Origin of the sequence: Kordiimonas sp. (genome assembly GCF_965216265.1) — a bacterium.
In the GTDB taxonomy this organism is placed as follows: domain Bacteria; phylum Pseudomonadota; class Alphaproteobacteria; order Sphingomonadales; family Kordiimonadaceae; genus Kordiimonas.
The window spans coordinates 3,545,187-3,565,557 of record NZ_OZ244153.1; the positions used below are offsets into that span (position 1 = coordinate 3,545,187).

Below are 20,371 nucleotides of genomic sequence, written 5' to 3' on the forward strand. Positions count from 1 at the left end.
ATGACCCTTGCCGAGCAAACCACGCTCAGGCTTTCAGGTAAAGGGTATGCGACGATGACAGGCACTTCAGACGCTCGGCGGGACTTTCATTTCATCTCTGGTCTCCCTCGTTCCGGCTCCACTCTACTTTCGGCCATTCTGCGGCAGAACCCAAAATTCCACGCAGGTATGACGAGCCCGGTAGGTCATTTGTTCAGCAATCTCATCGGCTCCGTCAGTGCAGGCTCTGAACTATCTACCATGGTGTCAGTGGCTCAACGCAAGCGTCTATCACAGGGGTTGTTTGACAGCTTTTACGCTGATCTGCCAGATGAGCGCAGCACGGTGTTTGATACCAACCGGTCGTGGACAGCCAACCTTTCGGCGGTTACGGAACTGTTCCCTGCGGCCAAGATGCTGTGCTGTGTGCGCAATGTGGCCTGGGTGATGGACAGCCTTGAGTGTCAGGTGCAGTCCAATGCGTTTGAGAACACGCGCTTGTTCGGCGACAAGGCCACCCGCAGCAGCGTGTTCACCCGGTGTGAGGCGCTGGCCAGCCGTAACGGCCTTGTTGGTTTTGCATGGTCTGCACTTCAGGAGGCGCTTTACGGTGCCCACGCAGACCGGCTTTTGATCATCGATTATGACCTGTTGGTCTCCCGTCCCGCAGAAGTAATAGGGCTTGTCTACGGCTTCTTGGAGGAGGAGCCGTTCGATCATGATTTCGACAATGTCGCCTATGACGCCCCGGCGTTTGATGAACAGCTCGGGCTGGCGGGCCTGCACACAGTCCACCGGAAGGTGGAGCCAAGGCCACGTAGCACCATCCTGCCGCCAGATCTGTTTGAGCAATATGGCAGGCTCAATTTCTGGAAAAGTCTGAAAGGCAGCCGCGCCCGCATCATCACTGAAGACAAGGCCGAGCCCCGGCCCGTGAGCGCCGTTGCCTGAGTAACAATCATTTTCACAATTACCAATATTAGGGGAGGCGGGCCATGGCCACGCTCATTGTAACCACCAATAGTGATAGTGGCGTTGACAACACCACCGATACAGACCTGGCAACCGATATGAGCGACGGCGGTGGCCTGTCGCTCCGGGAAGCAATCGGTAACGCCCAAAGCGGTGATACTATCGTTTTTGATCTGGATAGCGGAACCGACGGTTCGCAAGGCGGTACGATTACCTTTGGCCCTAACGCGCCGCTCGTTATCAGCACCAGCCTCACCATCAATGGCGATGTGGATGATGATGGTGTTGCGGATGTGACAATTGATGCCGATGATGGAGACAATGTATTCACGGTGTCGAGCGGCAGCAGCACCTTTAATGGCCTTGTGGTGACAGGTGCCTACGGGAATAGCTACAGCTCAGGTGGTGGCTTTAAACTCACCACCACAGGCACCACAACCATCAGCAACAGCGTGATTACAGACAATACCTCCTATTACGGTGGAGGTATATTTAAGAGAGACGGTACGCTGGAGATCAGCAACAGTTTGATTTCGGACAATACCGCCTATTACGGTGGTGGCCTGTATCATGCAAGTGGCAATACCACGATCTCCAACACCATCATTACTGGTAATGTTGGGGATTTGGGCGGAGCGCTCAGTTTGTGGTTGGGGACTGTTGCTATCAGCGATACGACTATCAGTGGCAATGTACCTTTGTTTTCATCCGCTGATGACGCCTCAGAATTGAAGGTGAGCGCTGCCGCGGTAACGGTTGAGGATAGCATAATCGCGGGTAGTAATAACACCACAGCCGCGAATATCATTAATGTGAGTGGTAGTATAACCTTCTCCGGCGACGTGTTTCTGAATGAAGCGTTTACACCCGCGAGCGGCAGTTACACGCTTGACACTCTCGGTAATATTTTTGCTTCCACGGAAAGTATCACACGCAATAGCCTAAGCATTACTCGCGGTGAGCTGGTTGATGGTGAGCGAGTGGTGGACTGGATCGAACCCGCTTCAGGCATTACCGCTGGGGCTTTCCCTACGTCGTTGAATCCCAACACGGATCCGGTGATCGATACCATGCCGGAAGAAGATCCCTCTTTTACCGAAGGTGACGACGCTTTGCTGTTGGCTTCCACGGGTACTCTGTCAGACAGTGACGGCAACGATGACTGGGACGGCGGAACGCTGGTTATCCAGATCACAGCTAACAACACGGACGGTGACGAGCTCGGCATTCAGGATGATGATGACGACAGCATTGATATTTCGGTCTCGGGCACGGATCTTTTGGCTGACAGCGTGACAGTAGGCAGCCTGAGCGCCAGCGGCGGCACAGTCACGAACGGCACGGCTCTCACTATCACGTTCAACGATAGTGCAACAAATGAAATCGTGCAAGAAGTGCTGCAAAGCATCACCTATGAGAATACGTCAGATGACCCTGGTGGGCTCACCCGCACCGTGACCTTTACGGCAACCGATACCAACAGTGGCAGCGACACAGAAGACAAAACGGTCCGTGTTACGGAAGTTAATGATGATCCGGATGTGTCGGTTACTGCGCTGAACCCCACTTTCATTCAGAACGGGGGGAGGAAAACTCTTTTCTCGGACGCTCAGTTGGACCCGGTTGAGGCCGGGCAATCCATCACGGGCTTCACACTCTATGTTGATGGCGTGGAGGATGAAGGAGATGAATATCTTTACATCAGTGACGTCAGTGTTGCCCTTGTCGACGCTGCTTCGGCGTCATATCCAAGCGGGCTGGCCTATTCTGTCGGCGTTAACAATGGACAAATGACTGTTGAATTTTCCTTCACCGGCTGGAGCCAAAGCCGGATTGAGGATTTTGTTGAAGGTATTAGCTACAGTAATTCTTCAATCATCCCAACAGTGGCAGATACGCGAACCTTTAATCTGAGCAATATTACGGATAGTGGCGGTGGTACAGCAAGCGGCGGTATCGGCTCGACGGTGACTGTGGCGCTAGATGAAGCGCCAACCCTTGCCGGCGTGCCAACTGATATTTATGTCGAGATTGAAGAAGCATCGAATATTGACCTGTCGGCCGCAACATTGGCGGATGAAGATAGTGATTCAATATCCCTATCGTTGTCTGTTGATACAGGCACATTAACTGCGACCCGGGTAGACTATTTGCGTATAAGCAACGGAGGAGCTAACTTCAAAATCGAAGGCCAGGCTCCGTCGGCGACACCGGGCAACATAGGTAGTGGAACAGTCACCATCTCAGGCGAGATTGAAGACATTAACACATATCTGAGCGATCCCTCGAACCTCCAGTATACCAGCGCAACCGGTGTTAAGGGCAATGACGCAGCAACTCTGACTATTCAGGCATCTCACAAAGGGCGCGATTCAGACACTCTCGCCACCATTAACCTTGATGTCGGGTATTCCAACCTAAACAGCGCGCCCCATTCCATCTCGCTCAACGGTTCATCCGTGATGGAAAACCTTGCAGGCGCCACTATTGGTACCGTGTCAGCCATTGATCCAGATGGAGACGGTGTTACCTACAGTGTGACGGATGCTCGGTTCGAAATTGTTGGCTCCACACTTAAGCTCAAAGATGGTGTGAGCCTCGATTATGAGGATGATAAAAGCGTGCGTGTGGGAGTGAATGCGACGGACACGCTTGGAAACAGCAGCCGGATCTACTTCAATATTGCAGTTGGCGACGTGAAGGAGATGACGGGGTCGGATGACGCGGAAACGCTCACCGGCAGTAACGATGATGACAATGTATATGCGGCTGGCGGCAATGATACTGTTGATGCAGGTGACGGCCGTGACACCATTGATGGTGGTGCGGGCGATGACAGCCTCTCCGGCGGCAACGACGACGACCGGATCAAGGGTGGCGATGGCAATGATCTTGTAGACGGCGGCAGCGGCAGGGATACCCTGCGTGGTGGTGTCGGCGATGATGACGTCCGTTCTGGCGATGATGATGATAAGGTTTTTGCAGGATCGGGTGATGACGGCAACGATACCATCAGCGGCGGTGCTGGTAATGATACCCTTGGCGGCGGCGCAGGGGACGACAGCATCTCTGGCGATGATGGCGATGACCTGATTTGGGGCCGGGACGGTGATGATGTTATCGCTGGCGGCGCTGGTGATGATGGTCTCTATAATGGCACTGGCGACGATACCGTAACAGGTGGTGTGGGTGACGATACGCTCTGGGGCTGTGGGGGCGACGATATACTCACCGGGGGTGACGGCGCAGATGTGTTCGCCTTCAGGAACGCGACCGGCAACGATACCATTACCGACTTTGACGCCGATGAGGACAGCTTAAGCTTCGGTGTCAACACGGGCATGAGCAGCAAGGCGGAAGTGACCGCCGCAGCTAGCGACGCTATAACTGCTGGCGAAAGTGGCGTGCTTATTGATCTGGGTGGTGGAGAAAGCATCTTCCTTACTGGCTTGAGTGTGAGTGACCTTAGTGCGGTGACAATGACCTTCTGACCCCACGCTGACAACTATGGCTAAATAACTGAGAGCCACCGGGCACGCCTATCGTGCGCCGGTGGTTTTCTTATTCCCCAGCCTGTGCCCGTTCTCATATGATAACTTCGGAGTGCGAGTGTTTTGCCGCATGCAGCGTCTGCTATAATCTGGACGATGTGAGGAGGAATTGCTTGGGGCGGGATGCTGGAAATTCTTCGGCTAATTTCATTAACACTCTTGTGAGTGAATGTTTGTTCTGCTAAGCCCTATAGGGAGTTATTCAGGGAGAGGAGGGAAGGATGTCGCTTCTGGGGAAGAAAAGCGAAGATCCTGCTAATGGCGATGGGCCCCTGCCCAAACACCATAAAGCAACAAAGAACGAAAAGCTCGTAATTGTGGCGTCATCGCTTGGCACCATGTTCGAGTGGTATGATTTTTATCTGTACGGTCTGCTGGCGACATATATTTCCAGCCAGTTTTTCTCTGGCGTGAATGAAACAACAGCTTTTATTCTGGCGCTTGCGGCGTTTGCCGCGGGGTTTGCCGTGCGGCCTTTTGGCTCGCTGGTTTTTGGCCGTATTGGCGACCTGGTAGGGCGTAAGTACACGTTTCTGGTCACCATGAGTTTGATGGGATTGTCCACCTTTGCTGTGGGGTTGCTGCCAAGTTATGAAACCATTGGTATCGCAGCGCCGATCATTCTTGTTGGCCTTCGGCTTTTGCAAGGCCTGGCGGTTGGTGGTGAGTATGGTGGTGCCGCTACCTATGTGGCTGAACATGCCCCCAACGGCAAGCGCGGGCTTTATACCAGTTTTATTCAGACAACGGCGACGCTTGGTTTGATCGTCTCCCTGCTTCTGGTTATCGGCTTGCGTTCCCTGCTCGGGGAAGAAGCTTTTGCCGATTGGGGCTGGCGTATCCCGTTCCTTGTCTCGGTACTCCTGTTGGCCATTTCGCTCTGGATCAGGATGCAGTTATCTGAAAGCCCTGTGTTCCAACGCATGAAGGCTGAGGGTAGAACTTCAAAGGCACCGATCAAGGAAGCGTTTGGCAAATGGGTTAACCTGAGGTTTGCGCTGATTGCGCTTTTTGGTGCGGTCGCGGGGCAGGCGGTGATTGGCTACACCGGCCAGTTCTATACGCTGTTCTATCTTGTCAAAGTGCTGAAGGTGGACCCGGGCACGGCCAATGTGTTGATCGCCATAGCGCTTGGCATAGGCACACCGTTTTTTGTGATCTTCGCATGGCTTAGTGACAAAATTGGCCGTAAACCCATCATTGTGACGGCATGTTTGCTGGCGGCAATTTCATACTTCCCGGCCTTCAAGGCGTTGACCTATGCGGCAAACCCCGCCATGGCCATGGCGGTTGAAAATTCACCGGTGACGGTGCTGGCCTATGATGATGAATGCTCTGTGCAGTTCGATCCGGTTGGCAGCAACAGCTTTGACACCACAAGCTGCGATATTGCCAAAACCTTCCTTGCCACGAGCGGGATCAACTACCGTAATATGGCAGCAGAGGAAGGCAGTGCGGCGCAGGTGATAATCGGTGATGCCATCATTGCGGCACCAAACCCTGTTGGGCTGTCATCAGATGCCAAGGCGGCTGCGATCCTCGATTTTCGCGCCAAGGTGAAAGCCGGCCTTGATGCGGCCGGATATCCTGATGAAGCCAACCCGGATGAGGTTAATAAACCGCTGGTGGTGCTGATCCTTGTGGGACTGATGATATTGGTGACGGCACCTTATGCACCGCTGGCTGCCCTGTTGGTAGAGTTGTTTCAGGCACGTATCCGTTACACGGCCATGTCGCTGCCGTACCATATTGGTAACGGCTGGTTTGGTGGTTTCCTGCCGAGTGCAGCGTTTGCCATGGTGGCAGCCACAGGCGATATCTACTATGGGCTTTGGTATCCGGTGGTTATTGCGGGCATGACATTTGTTGTGGGGCTGTTGTTCCTGCCGGAAACTTTCCGCCGCGATATCGACGACTAAGGCAGCGCTGGTAATAAAACAATTTGGGCCGGGGGAGATTTCCTCCGGCCCTTTTCACTGGTTCACTTCTTTTGTGCGAGGGTTGGTTCAGGCGGTGCGGAGCGCATGCTCCAGCAAGTGCCGGAATGCGACCGTTGCCTCAGCAACCTTATCCGCTGGTACACAGCGTTCATCATCCTCAATCACATGGTGGTAGCGGTGAATGCCAAACACCCCGGCCACCAGCGGATAGCCTGCGTTTATAACATTTGTCAGTTCACCGGCTGAAAGTTGTTCGCTGGAATAGGGGGCCTCAAGCCCAACCTGGCCTTTGAAAAGCGCCCGGGCTTTGGCAAGCAGGCTTGGGCTGGTAACCAGGAAGCGCTGGGAATCTGCGCTGGGCAGCGGCATCGGCTTGCCAAGAATGTCGTGCCAGTCCCGCGCGGCGATATTGGCACCCAAGTGCAGCCAAAAGGCTGTTTCTTCCGGTTTGGGAGCGATGGCATGCAAGGCTTCTTCCGCGCCCAAATACTCATACTCGTGCCCGCTGTTGCAGATGAAGGCGAGGTTATAATCGTCAACGTTTGCACTGGCCCAGCGCGCAAGGCTAAGCCATGCTGCGATGCCGGGCCCCCGTTCGCCTGCGCAGCCAAACCAGCCTGACCGCGGGGTTGAAACCGCGAGCCAGCGGCTTTTGCTCCTGTCCATACGGGCGATGAAATTGAAAGCGGGCCTGCGGCCGCCCTCTCCGGTCATGGTCAGCGTAGCTTCTTTGCCATCAAGCGCAGCCTTGAAAAATGGCGCTGCATCATCAGGAGCAAGCAGAGCTATGGGCCCCTCATACATGGGTTTCTGGCCATCGGTGTTGAGCGCGATAACTTTCCCTGAAGGGCCGTTGGTGACCACCACACAGGCGGCGGCGCCACCACTAAAAGCAGCCTCCAAAGGGGTGCGAACAGCCTTCCATAACATGGAAGACCACCTGCCGAACGGCAGGTCAATCAGTGCAATGGCTTCTTCGAGTGAGGTATCAGCATGGCCCGCAGCATCCACCCGTACGAGCCTGGCACTAACGCCTTGTGTACCAGTCGGAATCACAATGGGCTGTGGCCACACTGTGGCGCGTGTGTGGCCGGATACCAGTTCACATCGCTCAGGCGTGAAGTAGGGGGCAGACATGGTCTGTTTTTCAATGGCATAGCCCAGTTTTTCCAGCTCTGACGCCATCCAGTCGCCGCAGGCGTTGTCGCCTTCACTCCCTGCCTGTTTTATGCCGAAGCCTATGTATTTACTCAGGTCTTTCTGCATTTGTGGGATGTCGGGTGTCGCGGTGTCCGGTGTGGTCGCCTGTGGGGCTATACCTGTGGCAGCGTGTGCGGCGGTAGCCGCAAGTGGAAGAAGCGCCGCCCCTGAGATAAAATTGCGCCGTGTTGTATCTCGCATTGCCTTGATCCTCCCCACAGCAATATTGATATTAACTCGCATGTGAGTTTATATATGTGATGCCGGTGTGACAAGCGTCAAGGGACCACGCCGGGTGGGGGAGAATATAATATGACAAAGCTACGCTACCCGGCTCTTTGGTTTATGGCGCTGCTGTGCGCGCTCACGCCTTTCAAGGTGGCGATGGCGGATGGGCAAATCGTTGCGGTGTCTGGGGGCGCGCTTGCGGGGCACCGTGAAGATGGCCTGAATATCTTCAAGGGCATCCCTTATGCTGTGCCACCAGTTGGTGAGCGCCGTTTTACAGCGCCGGAACCAGCGAAATCGTGGGGCGGCATACATCCTGCTGTGAGTTTTGGCCCCAGCTGCGTACAGCCGCCATTGCCTGCCACCAGCCTTTATGCTGATGAACCCAAAGTGATGGATGAGGATTGCCTGACCCTGAACGTATGGGCACCAGTTACGGCAGAGAAGGCCCCCGTTATGGTGTGGATCTACGGCGGTGCGCTCCAGCGTGGCAGCAGTGCAGCCCCGATGTATGACGGTGCCGCCTTTGCCAAACGTGGCATTGTGTTTGTCTCCATCAATTACCGTCTTGGTGTTTTTGGCTGGCTTGCACACCCTGAGCTGAGCGCAGAATCACTGCATGGCGCCTCCGGCAATTATGGCCTTCTCGATCAGATCGAGGCGCTTAAATGGGTGCGTGCCAATATCGCAGCTTTTGGAGGGGATGCCGGGAATGTTACCATAATGGGCGAATCTGCCGGAGCGCTTAGCGTCAGCTATCTGCTTACAAGCCCGCTTGCGAATGGGTTGTTTGACAAGGCAATCGCAGAGAGCCCCAACATTCGTGCGGTACCGAAACTCAAAGAGGCAGGATATGGCCTGCCGTCAGCGGAACAGTTTGGGCTGACGCTGGCGAACAAGGTTGGCGCCGCTGACATTAGCGCCCTGCGTGCCATGGACGCTGTTGAGTTGGCTCATGCTTCCATGAAAGCACGCTTTTGGGCGCAGGGTACTATTGATGGCTGGTCGCTTCCTCGCCAGGTGGTGGAGGTGTTTGATGCAGGTGCGCAGGCGCCGGTGCCGCTGCTTGCTGGATTCAACAGTGGTGAAGTGCGGTCACAGGCTATGTTTTTGCCACCTGTGCCGGAAAGTGCCGAAGCCTATGAGGCAGAGATCAGCAAGCGGTATGGTGATCTGGCGCTTGCGTTCCTGAAGGTGTATCCGGCAACCGATATGCGGGAAAGCATGCTGGCGACGCTCAGGGACGCGATATACGGCTGGGCGTCGGAGCGCATGGTGAAAAGCCAGTCAGATGCAGGGCTGCCGTCGTACCTCTATATTTTTGATCATTGCGATGAAGCATCGAAGGACCGTGGCCTGTGTGCCTTCCATGCTAGCGAGCTACCGTATGTTTTTGGCCAGGTGGGGGAGGGGGCCCAACTGCCTACCAACTGGCCAAAACCGATGGGCGCGGACGATAAGGCCCTGTCTGCCGCGATGATGGAATACTGGGTGGGTTTCGCCCGGGACGGCAAGCCCACTAGCGCCGGGCATGATGCCTGGCTTCCTTATGCAGAGGGGGAGGCTTATATGCGGTTCGCAGCACAACCTACCGCCGCCCAAAATCCTGTGCCGGGCATGTTTGAAATGCAGGAAGAGCTGGTTTCGCGCCGCCGGGCGGCCGGGCAGCAGTGGTTTATCAATGTTGGCCTTACGGCAAATCCGGTACCGGGCCCTGCCGAGGCGGCACAATAAGACCAACCACAGGGCGAAAAATATGGGCCGCCAAGCGGGTGTCAGGCACCTTCAGGTATGCCAGTATACGCCAGAGTGGCAGAAAACAGCCAATTTCTCTCCCTTTTTTGTTTATTCACACGCGTGAGAGTGAATATTGACGAACTCATCAAGACGTGCCATGATCTCATGGTGTCGACATTTCCGATCGGCACGGGAAGGGGAGGAAATATGAAAGGTTTTCTATTCGCTGCGGCATGCGCTGCCGCGGTGACCGCTGGCTCCACCATTGCCTACGGTCAAGCTGCTGATCTGGAAGGAGATGAGCAGCAAGGAACAAAAGCCAAGGGAAACGACCTTGAGCTGCAAGAAATTATCGTTACCGCTACACGGCGGAACGCACGTCTGCAGGACGTACCACTCAGCGTGACTGCATTTACGCAGGGTAAATTGTCTGAGGAAGGTGTTGTTGGGTACGAGGGGATCGCCCACCTGACGCCAGGGGTGGTGATGAACAAGCCTACCCAAAACTTCAACAACTTTACCGCACGCGGCATCGCCACCAACGGATACGGTGCCAACCTGCAAAGCACGGTAGCCATCTATATTGATGAACTGCCAATCTCTGCAAACGGCAACTCTACGATCCTTGACCCCAACCTCTATGATGTTGAACGGGTCGAATTTCTTCGCGGTCCCCAGGGCACGCTTTTTGGTTCGGGTTCGCTTGCTGGTGCAATGCGCATCCTTACCAAAAAGCCTGACCTTGACGAGTTTGATATGTCGGCGCTTGTTGACTATGGCCTGACCGGTTCTGATTCGCTTCGTCAACGCTACAACGGCATGGTCAACGTGCCGCTTGTTGAAGACAAACTGGGCCTGCGCGTTGTTGGTTTTTACCGGAACGAGGACGGCTATGTCGACAACATCGGGACAGGGGTTGAAAACTCCAACTCGCTGAAAGATTGGGGCGGACGCGCTATCCTGTTGTGGGAACCAACAGACCGGTTGTCTGTCAAGCTTCTGGCAAGTCATGAGGATAGCTACCCTGAGGATTCGTCGCTTATTGACCCGAACCTCAGTGAAGACCGTGAAACACGCTATTCAGAACGTCCTGACCTTTTTACTGGCGTTCTTACAAGCTATAACGCAACGGTCGATTATCAATTCGACGGGGCGCATTTCACTAGCTCGACCACCTATTCCGACTTTGATCAGCAGTTCTTTGTCGATCTCGCAAACACGTTTGCCTTCACCATTCCATTCCGTCTGGACGCAGCGGCTTATGACAAGATTTTTGTCGAGGAAGCTCGCCTTGTTTCAGACAACACCAGCAATTGGGAATGGGTGATTGGTGGTTTCTACTACTACAAACGTCGTGATGTTGACTTTGCGTATCGGGCGTCTGACGAGTTCCTGTCGGACCGTGGTCTGACCGGTTTGCCGAACGATACCTACACGCAGTTTTATAACCACACCAATATCCACGAACTGGCCGGGTTTGGTGAATTGACATACCGTTTTTCAGACAAGCTCTGGGTTACCGGTGGCCTGCGTTATGGTGGCACCAAGGTGCAGACCATCACGGAAGACGGCGGGTATCAAAGTAACTATCTGACAGCGGCACTTACCGGATATTCCGGCCCACTCGCTGTTGCGCCGGTTCTGGCGGCAGAGGGTGAGGAGGCATCAGCGAGCCGCTTTGCTTACAAGGGTAGTATTTCCTATAAGCCAGCAGATAACATCACTACCTATGCCACGATTTCAACCGGTTTCCGCACACCAATCGTGAACGCCCGTGCCGGTGCAGCAAGCTTGAATGACCCGACCGATATCATCATCCCTGATGGTGCGTCGTCCGATAAGCTCACCAACTATGAAGTTGGCCTCAAAGGGTCGTGGATGGACGGCAAGTTCACCGCTAACCTCGCGGCCTACATCATTGACTGGAAAAACATCCAGGTACAGGCAAACCGGGTGTCTGACTCGGTTCAGTTTGCAACCAATATTGGTGCTGCCCGCAGTAAAGGTATCGAGTTCGAGTTCTTTATGAACCCGGCTGACGGGCTGACCATGAGCCTGAACGGTTCCTTCAATGATGCGAAGGTGACTGACCTTACACCTGAAGAAGCGGCGTTTTCCGGCGCGGTTCAGGGTGCACGACTTGCCTCACCGCACTTCCAAGGGTCTGCTCTCATCAAATATGCGTTTGATATTGGTGATGACGCGCGGGGTTATGTGTCCACGACCATCACCCACGTGGGTTCATTCCCTGGTCTGTTCCAGTATGTGGCTGGCCAGCCTGGCGTCGAACAGCCAACCTATGACTACACCGAAAGTTTTGAGAACGTGAATGTTCATGTCGGCTACGAGAAGGACACCTGGTCTCTTGTCGCCTATGTGCAAAACCTGTTTGACGATCATTCGATTACCTATGTTCACCCAGAGGCCTTTATTGCGAGCCGCTACGGTACTTTGCGGCCGCGCACGATTGGTCTGAGGTTCAGCTACGAATACTAGTATTCGCTAAGCTTCCTCAAACCGGGCTCGCGCATGGAGCCCCTTTGGTTCCGGCCTCGTGGCATTTGTCGCGGGGTCGGGCCAGCCTCGCTCGCTTGGGAAACCAGACCGGAGACCAGAACAGATGTCCCTGCAAATCAAATTTAAACTCTTGGTGCGAGGTGTGGCTGTCGCCCTTGCCGCCGGGCTCACCGTTTCAACTGCTACGCTGGGCGCAGACCCAGTTGTTGAGGCGCCTGCGGGTGCTGTCCGTGGTGACAGCCGTGGTGACCTGACTGTATTTAAAGGCATTCCCTACGCAGCGCCGCCGATAGGTGACGCACGCTGGAAGGCACCGGCGGACGCACCCGTATGGGACGGAGTGAAAGAGGCGACGGACTTTGGCCCCGCCTGCCTGCAGCCCGTGCGGACCACAGGCAGCATTTATGCTGATGACGTTGGTGTCATGAGCGAAGATTGCCTCAATCTCAATATCTGGGCACCGAAGGACGCCGAGAAGGCGGGGGTTTTTGTCTGGATCCATGGTGGCGCGCTTAGAAGCGGCGCCAGCAGCTTGGGCATGTATGACGGCGCGCGCCTTGCAGAGAAAGGCATGGTTGTTGTCTCCATCAACTACCGTCTTGGTGTTCTCGGCTATCTTGCGCACCCAGAGCTGAGCGCAGAAACAGATGACAATATTTCAGGGAACTATGGCCTACTGGACCAGATCAAGGCGTTGGAGTGGGTGAGGGACAATATCGCCGCTTTTGGTGGTGACCCGGACAATGTCACCATCGCGGGCGAGTCTGCGGGTGCGTTGAGCGTGATGTATCTGATGGCATCGCCGCCTGCGCGGGGGCTGTTTCATAAAGCCGTGGCGCAAAGCGCCTATATGATCACCACGCCTGAGCTGCGTGAAAACAGGTTTGGCCAGATACCGGGCGAAGCGGTTGGCGCGTGGCTTATGGGCAAGCTGGGGGCAGCTAACCTTGGAGACTTGCGCGCGATGGACGCGGACGTGCTGACAATCGAGGCACCCAAAACCGGTTACGCACCTTTTGGCGTTATTGACGGTAAAATACTGCCGCGCCAGCTAGTTGAGGTGTTTGACCGGGGCGAGCAGGCGCCGGTCCCTATTATCGCCGGGTTCAATAGTGGTGAGATCCGGTCGCTCCGGTTCCTGATGCCGCCCAAGCCGGAAAGTGCGGAGGCTTATGAAGCCGCGATCCGCGCGGGTTATGGTGAACTGGCAGATGCCTTTCTGGCGCAGTATCCCGCCACTGCCCTTGAAGAAAGCATGCTCGCCATAACGCGGGACGGCATGTACGGCTGGACAGCGGAACGGCTGGTGGCCAAACAAACGGCGCTGGGTGTGCCTGCGTATCTTTATATCTTCGACCACGGATACCCGGCGGCAGACGAAATGGGCCTGCATGCCTTCCACGCCAGTGAACTGCCCTATGTTTTTGGTACCTGGAAAAAGACAGCGCCCCTGTGGCCCAAGGTGCCGGGAAATACGGCTGACCTTAAAACCGTATCCGGCATGATGGGCTATTGGTCGTCGTTCACCAGAGACGGTGTTCCGCGCGCTGAAGACCACCCCGCATGGCAGCCTTATGCCAATGGTGAAGCCTATATGTATTTTGCCGATGTGCCTCGCGCGGCGCATGAGCTTCTACCCGGTATGTATGAATTGCATGAGGAAGTGGTGTGCCGCCGGCGCGCCAAGGGTGATGTTTCCTGGAACTGGAATATCGGCATCATCTCGCCTCCATTGCCAGCCAAGAGTACGGAGTGTCCATGAACGACGGCGCCATGCAGCCCTTTGCGCTGACCCTTGAGAAGTTTCTAGACCATGCCGCCAAATGGCACCCGAATACCGAAGTCGTAACCGCCTGTATCAGCGGCGAGACGACCCGTGTCGGATATGCCGGGCTGCGCACGCGTGCGCTTCAGGTCTCTGCCCTGCTGGCCAGCTTTGGCGTGCAGGCAGGGCAGCATGTAGCTACGCTTGCCTGGAACAGCCAGTCTCATGTTGAGGTCTGGTATGGCACCATGGGCATGGGGGCCGTGTGTCATACCCTGAACCCACGGCTGACCGCAGAGCAGTTGGCCGCCATGCTGGTGCAATCGGAGGCGCGGGTTCTGGCCGTGAGCGCAGACCTCATACCGCTCGCAAAAGCTGTGTGTGCGTTGTCGCCGCTGGTGGCGGATGTGATCGTCATTGACGGTGATGCAAGCCAGTGGCGCAGCAGCAAGAACAGCCTGAACGTTCATGGGCTTGAGGAGGCGTGTAGCGTTGGCGGTGAAGTGAGCACCCTGTGGGGTGACTTTGATGAAACCGCGCCGTGTGGTCTTTGTTTCACATCCGGAACGACAGGGGCACCCAAAGGGGTTACCTATACTCACCGGTCCAGCTACCTCCATACCTTGAGGCTTTTGCAGGCGGATGTTATCGGCCTTACTGCCGCAGATGTTGTGCTGCCGGTTGTGCCCATGTTTCATGCTAACGCCTGGGGCTTGCCGTTTGCGGCGCCTGCTGCGGGGGCGAAGCTTGTGTTGCCGGGCCGTGTGGCAGACGGTGCCAGCCTTGCCCGGCTGATCAGGGATGAAGACGTGACCATAGCCGTGGGGGTGCCCACCGTGTGGGTAGGGCTTGCCGACCATCTGGATAAGGTTGGCGGTGAGTTGCCGTCCCTCAAGCGTATCATCGTTGGCGGTGCGCAAATGCCGCCCGCCCTGATGGACCGCATTGAACGCCGCCTTGGCGTTGCTGTGCAAACCAGCTGGGGCATGACCGAGCTTTCCCCTTCAGGCACCTTTGCGTCCCCCCATGATACGGAGCGGCGGCCAAGCCTTTCTGGCAGGCCCGCCGTTGGGGTAGACCTTTTACTGACGGACGAGTTTGGCAAAACGCTGCCAGCACAGCGCAACACAGAAGGGCACCTGCGTGTTAAGGGCGCGGCGGTGATAGCGCGCTATTTTGGAGACAGCGAGAGCGCGGTGGACAAAAACGGTTGGTTTGACACAGGGGATCTCGCCCGCATTGACGACAAGGGCAACCTTACGATTACGGGCCGATCGAAGGACCTGATCAAGTCTGGCGGAGAATGGATCAACCCGGCGGAAATCGAGGCTGTGATTGGTGCAATACCTGAGGTATCTTTCGCTGCGGTAATTGGTCGCGCGGACCCAAAGTGGGGGGAACGCCCGGTCCTTCTTGTAGAGATGCGGGACACACTGGCGCTCAGCGATGAAGAGCTTTTGAAGCCGCTGATTGGTCGGGTTGCCTCATGGTGGGTGCCGGACGATGTGGTACGGCTTGCGCAGATGCCGCTTGCACCAACCGGCAAAGTAGACAAAATGCGCCTAAGACTGGATTATGGCGGAAACTGATAACGGCCTATATAAGAGCATGGGGCTAGGTTCTGAATCACGGATTGAAAGGCGATAGAGTGTCCGCAACGACAAAAACTTCAGGCAAAAGACAGGTCAAGGAGCAGCAGCGCGCCGAAAAGATCGAACAGATTCTGGACGCGGCGGAATACCTGTTTTCCAAACACGGCTTGTATGGTGTGACCCTGAAGGATGTGGCCAAGCGTGTTGGCGCACACCATACGCTTCTGAACTATTATTTTAACGACAAGAAAACCCTGTTTGATGCCGTTTTTGCCCGGCGCGCGGTTGTTACCAGTGAACGCCGCATGAAAATGCTGGAAGAATATGAAAAGGCGACTAATGGCAAACCCACGGTAGAGGGTGCGCTCAGGGCTTTCCTTGATACCGACCTTGATCTGTACATCGAGGGCGGTGAAGGCTGGCGCAACTATGCGGCGCTTGGTGCTCAGGTTGCGAACACGCCGGAATGGGGCGCGGAAACTATGGATCGGCACTTCGACCCCGTGGTGCTGCGCCTGATTGGGCTGCTAAAAAAGGCGCTGCCTGATTGCTCTGACGAAGACATCTTCTGGGGCTATCATTTTGTCACTGGCGCGCTCATGCTCACGCTCGCCCGCACCGGGCGGATCGACAAGCTTTCGGGTGGCATCTGCCGGTCAGAGGATTTCGCAGCAGTGAAAAAACGCATGGCAGCCTTTATGGCGGGCGGTTTCCTTACCATTTGCAGACAAGCCAAAGAAGAACGTAAAGCTTAAACCGGCATTCTGCTTGCGAATCTCGTTGTGAAAAACGACACTAAAATGTCCGAAAACTTCTGGATAGAATCAGTGTCGTTTAAAGACTCAGTCCTGAGGGCGGCGTTTGCCAGTCTGTTCCCAGTGGCCGGGATTGATGATGAGATTACCGCCTGCGCTGAAGCGCAGGGTTAGCGGATATCGGCCCGGCGCCATGAACTCGCCCTGTGATACGGGTTTAAGCTCGGTCTTCTGTTCATGCTCAATGCCATATACCTTGCGCTTGCCACTGGCTTTCGCGAACAGCTTGCCACCTTCCGCACTCACATTCAGGCTGGCGAACTGGCTGAAATGATAGTCGCCCGCAAATGCCTCAAGCTCTGCTGCGCTGTGTGTGACTGCGTCATCCGGTGTTGCGGCCTTCTGCTGCTCGGGCACCGAAGCCAAGAGCGCATCCCACATTACTTCAGAAGCCATCACACCCAAATCGGGCGAATAAAACCTGGGTTCTTCAAGCTCACCCGTTGAAACGGCGTACAGAACGTCACCGTCATACTGGGTGGCAAAGGGCTGGATACCGCGCGCCATCGATGTATGCACCTGCACGGCCAGACGCTTGAGGTCTGCCGGGTCCATCTTCTGGTTTGTCACAATCATGCTGACAGTGGTGTTTTTGTTGCTGGCGGCTTCGTCCTGAGCTACACCTTTTCCGGTTTCACGGCTTGCGGGGAAACCTTGCATCAGGTCTGGCGTGCGGATGGTGCCTTCAGGCCAGCCCTCAGCTTCATAACAGGCGGCCAAGCTGCCGTCGCGTTTGGTGATGGCGCCATAAGGGTTGGCGATCACGAAGGCAGCGATTTTGACACCGTCGATCTCACGGTAGGCACCGCCTTGGCCGGAGAACGCGTTGCAGCCAAAAAAGCCACCACTTTTGGCAAAACGCCCGGCACCATGTGCGCCAAGGGGGAAGGTACCGGTTTTTGCGGCACGGAAGGCGGCTTGCGCCAGGCGTTTATCAGGATAGATCTCGTTCAGCCTTCGGCTACCGAAATCAAAAATAATCGACCCAACAGACATGGCAATGTTGGGTTCAAGGCTGAAGGCGTTGCCGTCTCTGATGCCGTCATCCTTCAGCGCGGTGGCAACGGCGGTAACTGCCTCAAGCCCGTACCAAGAGCCGCCAGAGAAGACGATGGTATCAAGCTCCGCATAATTATAGCCGAGGTCCATATAGGGGGCGTTTACCGTGCCGGGGCCACCCCCGCGCACATCAACGGCAACAAGCGCTTTCTTCTCAAACTGAAATACGGTGACACCGGTTGGCCCTTCTTCATAGGTGCCGGTACCAACCTTGAGCATGGGCCAGTCATAACTCAGGGTCTTGTCAGACGGGGCATTGAGCACGGGCTCGAGCTCATCCTGGGATGCAAATGCGCCCGCACCAAACATCAGAGCCGCCGCCGCCACACTCGTTGATAGTTTTTTCCCAATTGTCCGGTTCATTGTCCCGCGCTCCCGAGTTTCATTTCCGCTTCAAGCGTAAATATTAGCGCGGACGATACAAGCGGGAAGATGCGCGCGGCATCATACCCGGTGCGCCTTATGCACCAAGCGGCACCCGCGCAGGGTTATATGGGTTATGGCAGCTCTTTGGTAATGGCTGTGTGCAGCCAGGTGCGGAAACGGCGGATGGAAGGCAGCTCCCACCGGTCCGCGCGGGCCATAAAGAAATATACGCCGGGTGTTTTGCTTTTGAATGCGGGTTTTCCTGCGCCCACTTCCACAAGCCTGCCTGCCGCGAGGTCAGCCGCCGCAACAAGGTGGTTAGCAAGCGCTATGCCGCGGCCATGCCGGGCAGCATCCATCGTCAGATGCCCTTGCCACAATAGCGGGCCTGAAAGCTCAGTATCCGGCTTCACGCCATAGGCGGAGAGCCAGTCCTGCCAAAACTGGGTGTCTTCCTCATGCAGAAGCTGGTGTTCGGTCATGTCTTGCGGGGTATTAATCTCTGGTCTGCCAGCCAAATAATCGGGGCTCGCAACACCAATGATGGGTAATTCCGCCAGCTTGAGCCGCTTGATGCCCTGTGGGGTCTGAAACGCGCCGCCATACTGCGGCACAAAGCGGATATCCACGTCTGCTTCGTTGGCGACAAGATCGGGGCTGGTGTCTGTGGGGCGCACTTCAACGCCAACACCGGGGTATGCTGCCTCAAACGCCCCCAGCCTGCCGGTCAGCCAATGGAAGGCCAGGCCGGGCATGCACCAGATATGCACCGGCTGGTTGTCGGTGCTTTTCATCATATCAAGAGTAGCGTTCGCGAGCGCATCAATCGCACGGGCGATTTTTTCGTGGTATTCGCGGCCCTGTTCTGTGAGCACAATGCCCGTGGGTGTGCGTTCCACCAGCACGGCGCCGGTCCAGCTCTCAATGGTTCGGATATGGCGGCTGATCACGGCATGGTCGCGCTCAAGGCCTTGTGCAGCTTTCCTGATGCCACCAAGCCGCGCCACAGCGTCAAACGCTCGCAATGCCTCAAAAGGCGGCAGCGCCTTACGGGACGGCAGACTCGTGTGGATAGGGGGCTGTTTCTGCTTTTCAGCGCTCATAAACTCTGACCGGGTTAACTGTTACACCAAACACCACCAGTATGCTGGTGGTGTTGCAGGCGTCTGTCAAGCAAATGCCATACACTGTTCGCCAGCGTTAGTGCGTGTTTATACGTGCTTTTCATCCAGCTTCAGGATGCGGGTGAACGGGCCATAGAATATAAGCACAAGCACAGCCCCCGCGCCCACAATACCTGCGTGCATGAGCCAAAAAGTGCTTTCGGAAAGTGGTTCATAAAAACGGCCAAGCCAACCGCTTGCGAACCCGCCAACAAAAATCGACAGATAGTATGATCCTACCATCATGGCGTTCACGGCCTCGGGTGCTGCGCGGGAGACCAGCGCCAGCATAATGGGCCCGACATAAAGAAAGCCGACCGCGCAAACAAAGTGGAACACCGTGGGCCATAGAAGCGAAAGCTGATCACCGCCTGACAGGGCTTCCCCAAGCGCGAGCCACACACAAGCGACGGCAAAAGCGCTGCAACCAAGGATGACTTTCTTGAGGTCGCCCGGTTCTGCCTTGCGGCCTCGCTGTTTGCGCCAATACCACACGATAAGAGGTGCCAGTGCCAGCACCGCCACGGAATCGAGCGCTTGAAACCATGTGACAGGCACCTGCATGTCAAACAGCACACGGTCGATGCGGTCCTTGATCCATAGTGGGTAGGTGTTCCAGACCTGGCTCTGTGCTGTCCAGAAAAGGGCGGCAATGATAAAAAGTGCGAGAATGCCCGCGATGGTGCGGCCATCGCCTTTCTCAAGCTTCGGGCGGTTTGCGTGGTCCCCGCGCACGGTGTCGGGCGGCAGGTAAGCGCGCCCGCGCACATAAATGACCATACCAACCAGCATGCCAATGCCTGCCGCACCAAAGCCATAGTGCCAGCCATAAAGCTCGCCCAGTGTGCCGCAGATAAGCGGCGCGGTGGCGGCCCCTACATTGATGGCCATGCTATAAAGGGTATAGGCCGTGTCCCGGCGCTGGTCGGTCTTGGCGTAAAGCCGCCCGACCTGCGCGGCAAGGTTGCCTTTTAGAAGGCCCGCACCAAAAATAAGTGCGGTAAGCGCAAAGAGGAAAGCGGCCTCGAAAGCCATCAGGAAATGGCCAACCGCCATAAGGGCCGCACCAGCAAGAACCGCTTTTTGCTGGCCCATGACACGGTCGCCCAGCCAACCGCCCAGCACGGGCATGAAGTAAATAAGGCCGATATAAAGCCCAAAGATTTGCGTGGCCAGCGCCTGGATGGACAGCGGCCCAAAGACAGATTCCATGCCCGAGCGGAAGCCCTCAAAGGCGACTACAGTTTCAATGGTGCCGGGTTGCAGCAGATAACCTGCCATATAAAGCACCAGCAGCGCCTGCATGCCATAAAAGGAAAAGCGCTCCCACGCTTCGGTAAACACAATGTAGGCAAGGCCGCGCGGGTGGCCCATGAAGTCTTTCCCGCTTGCTGCCGCCGTGAAAATCGGCGCTGTTTCAGCCTTGTCTGTCATTATTGTCCCCTGTTCCCACTTTATGTTTTTGATGTGTTGCGGCGCTGATTGCC

The 20,371-nt window shown here is 55.9% G+C and carries 12 protein-coding genes; 8 read left to right on the forward strand and 4 right to left on the reverse strand.

Annotated elements, in window-relative coordinates:
• Positions 1–54 precede the first annotated feature (54 nt).
• The 3 genes from ACOOGA_RS16290 (at position 55) to ACOOGA_RS16300 (ending at position 6,421) form a co-directional block, all read left to right on the forward strand.
• A complete protein-coding gene (locus ACOOGA_RS16290) occupies positions 55–930 on the forward strand; it encodes a sulfotransferase family protein (RefSeq protein WP_417461260.1) in 876 nt (291 codons plus the stop codon).
• Positions 931–974: 44 nt separating this feature from the next.
• Positions 975–4,442: a hypothetical protein gene (locus ACOOGA_RS16295; RefSeq protein WP_420429032.1), complete on the forward strand. Its 3,468-nt coding sequence runs from the start codon at positions 975–977 to the stop codon at positions 4,440–4,442.
• A gap of 281 nt (positions 4,443–4,723) precedes the next feature.
• On the forward strand, positions 4,724–6,421 hold the full coding sequence (locus ACOOGA_RS16300; protein ID WP_417461258.1) for an MFS transporter: 1,698 nt from the start codon (positions 4,724–4,726) through the stop codon (positions 6,419–6,421).
• An 87-nt stretch (positions 6,422–6,508) separates the two neighbouring features.
• Here ACOOGA_RS16300 and ACOOGA_RS16305 read toward each other — a convergent pair whose 3' ends face one another.
• Positions 6,509–7,843, reverse strand: coding sequence for a hypothetical protein (locus ACOOGA_RS16305; RefSeq protein ID WP_417461257.1), 1,335 nt, complete (start codon positions 7,841–7,843; stop codon positions 6,509–6,511).
• A gap of 111 nt (positions 7,844–7,954) precedes the next feature.
• Here ACOOGA_RS16305 and ACOOGA_RS16310 point away from each other — a divergent pair, with 111 nt between their 5' ends.
• From ACOOGA_RS16310 to ACOOGA_RS16330, 5 genes are all read left to right on the forward strand, one after another.
• On the forward strand, positions 7,955–9,604 hold the full coding sequence (locus ACOOGA_RS16310; RefSeq protein ID WP_417461256.1) for a carboxylesterase/lipase family protein: 1,650 nt from the start codon (positions 7,955–7,957) through the stop codon (positions 9,602–9,604).
• Between the two features lie 210 nt (positions 9,605–9,814).
• Positions 9,815–12,103, forward strand: coding sequence for a TonB-dependent receptor (locus tag ACOOGA_RS16315; protein ID WP_417461255.1), 2,289 nt, complete (start codon positions 9,815–9,817; stop codon positions 12,101–12,103).
• Between the two features lie 124 nt (positions 12,104–12,227).
• The gene (locus ACOOGA_RS16320) at positions 12,228–13,886 is read left to right on the forward strand and encodes a carboxylesterase/lipase family protein (protein ID WP_417461254.1); all 1,659 of its coding nucleotides are present in this window, start codon (positions 12,228–12,230) and stop codon (positions 13,884–13,886) included.
• Entirely contained in the window at positions 13,883–15,478 is a 1,596-nt protein-coding gene (locus ACOOGA_RS16325) for an AMP-binding protein (protein WP_417461253.1), read from the forward strand. The genes ACOOGA_RS16320 and ACOOGA_RS16325 overlap by 4 nt, the downstream gene beginning before the upstream one ends.
• A 122-nt stretch (positions 15,479–15,600) precedes the next feature.
• Complete coding sequence (locus ACOOGA_RS16330; RefSeq protein WP_417461662.1) at positions 15,601–16,236, forward strand: TetR/AcrR family transcriptional regulator; 636 nt, start codon at positions 15,601–15,603, stop codon at positions 16,234–16,236.
• A gap of 87 nt (positions 16,237–16,323) precedes the next feature.
• Here the strand turns inward: ACOOGA_RS16330 and ACOOGA_RS16335 are convergent, their stop codons facing one another.
• From ACOOGA_RS16335 to ACOOGA_RS16345, 3 genes are all read right to left on the reverse strand, one after another.
• The gene (locus ACOOGA_RS16335; protein WP_417461252.1) at positions 16,324–17,718 is read right to left on the reverse strand and encodes a P1 family peptidase; all 1,395 of its coding nucleotides are present in this window, start codon (positions 17,716–17,718) and stop codon (positions 16,324–16,326) included.
• Positions 17,719–17,852: 134 nt separating this feature from the next.
• On the reverse strand, positions 17,853–18,824 hold the full coding sequence (locus tag ACOOGA_RS16340) for a LysR substrate-binding domain-containing protein (RefSeq protein WP_417461251.1): 972 nt from the start codon (positions 18,822–18,824) through the stop codon (positions 17,853–17,855).
• A gap of 108 nt (positions 18,825–18,932) precedes the next feature.
• Positions 18,933–20,318 carry a peptide MFS transporter gene (locus tag ACOOGA_RS16345; protein WP_417461250.1) on the reverse strand — a complete coding sequence of 462 codons (1,386 nt, stop codon included), beginning with the start codon at positions 20,316–20,318 and terminating at the stop codon, positions 18,933–18,935.
• Positions 20,319–20,371: the final 53 nt, after the last annotated feature.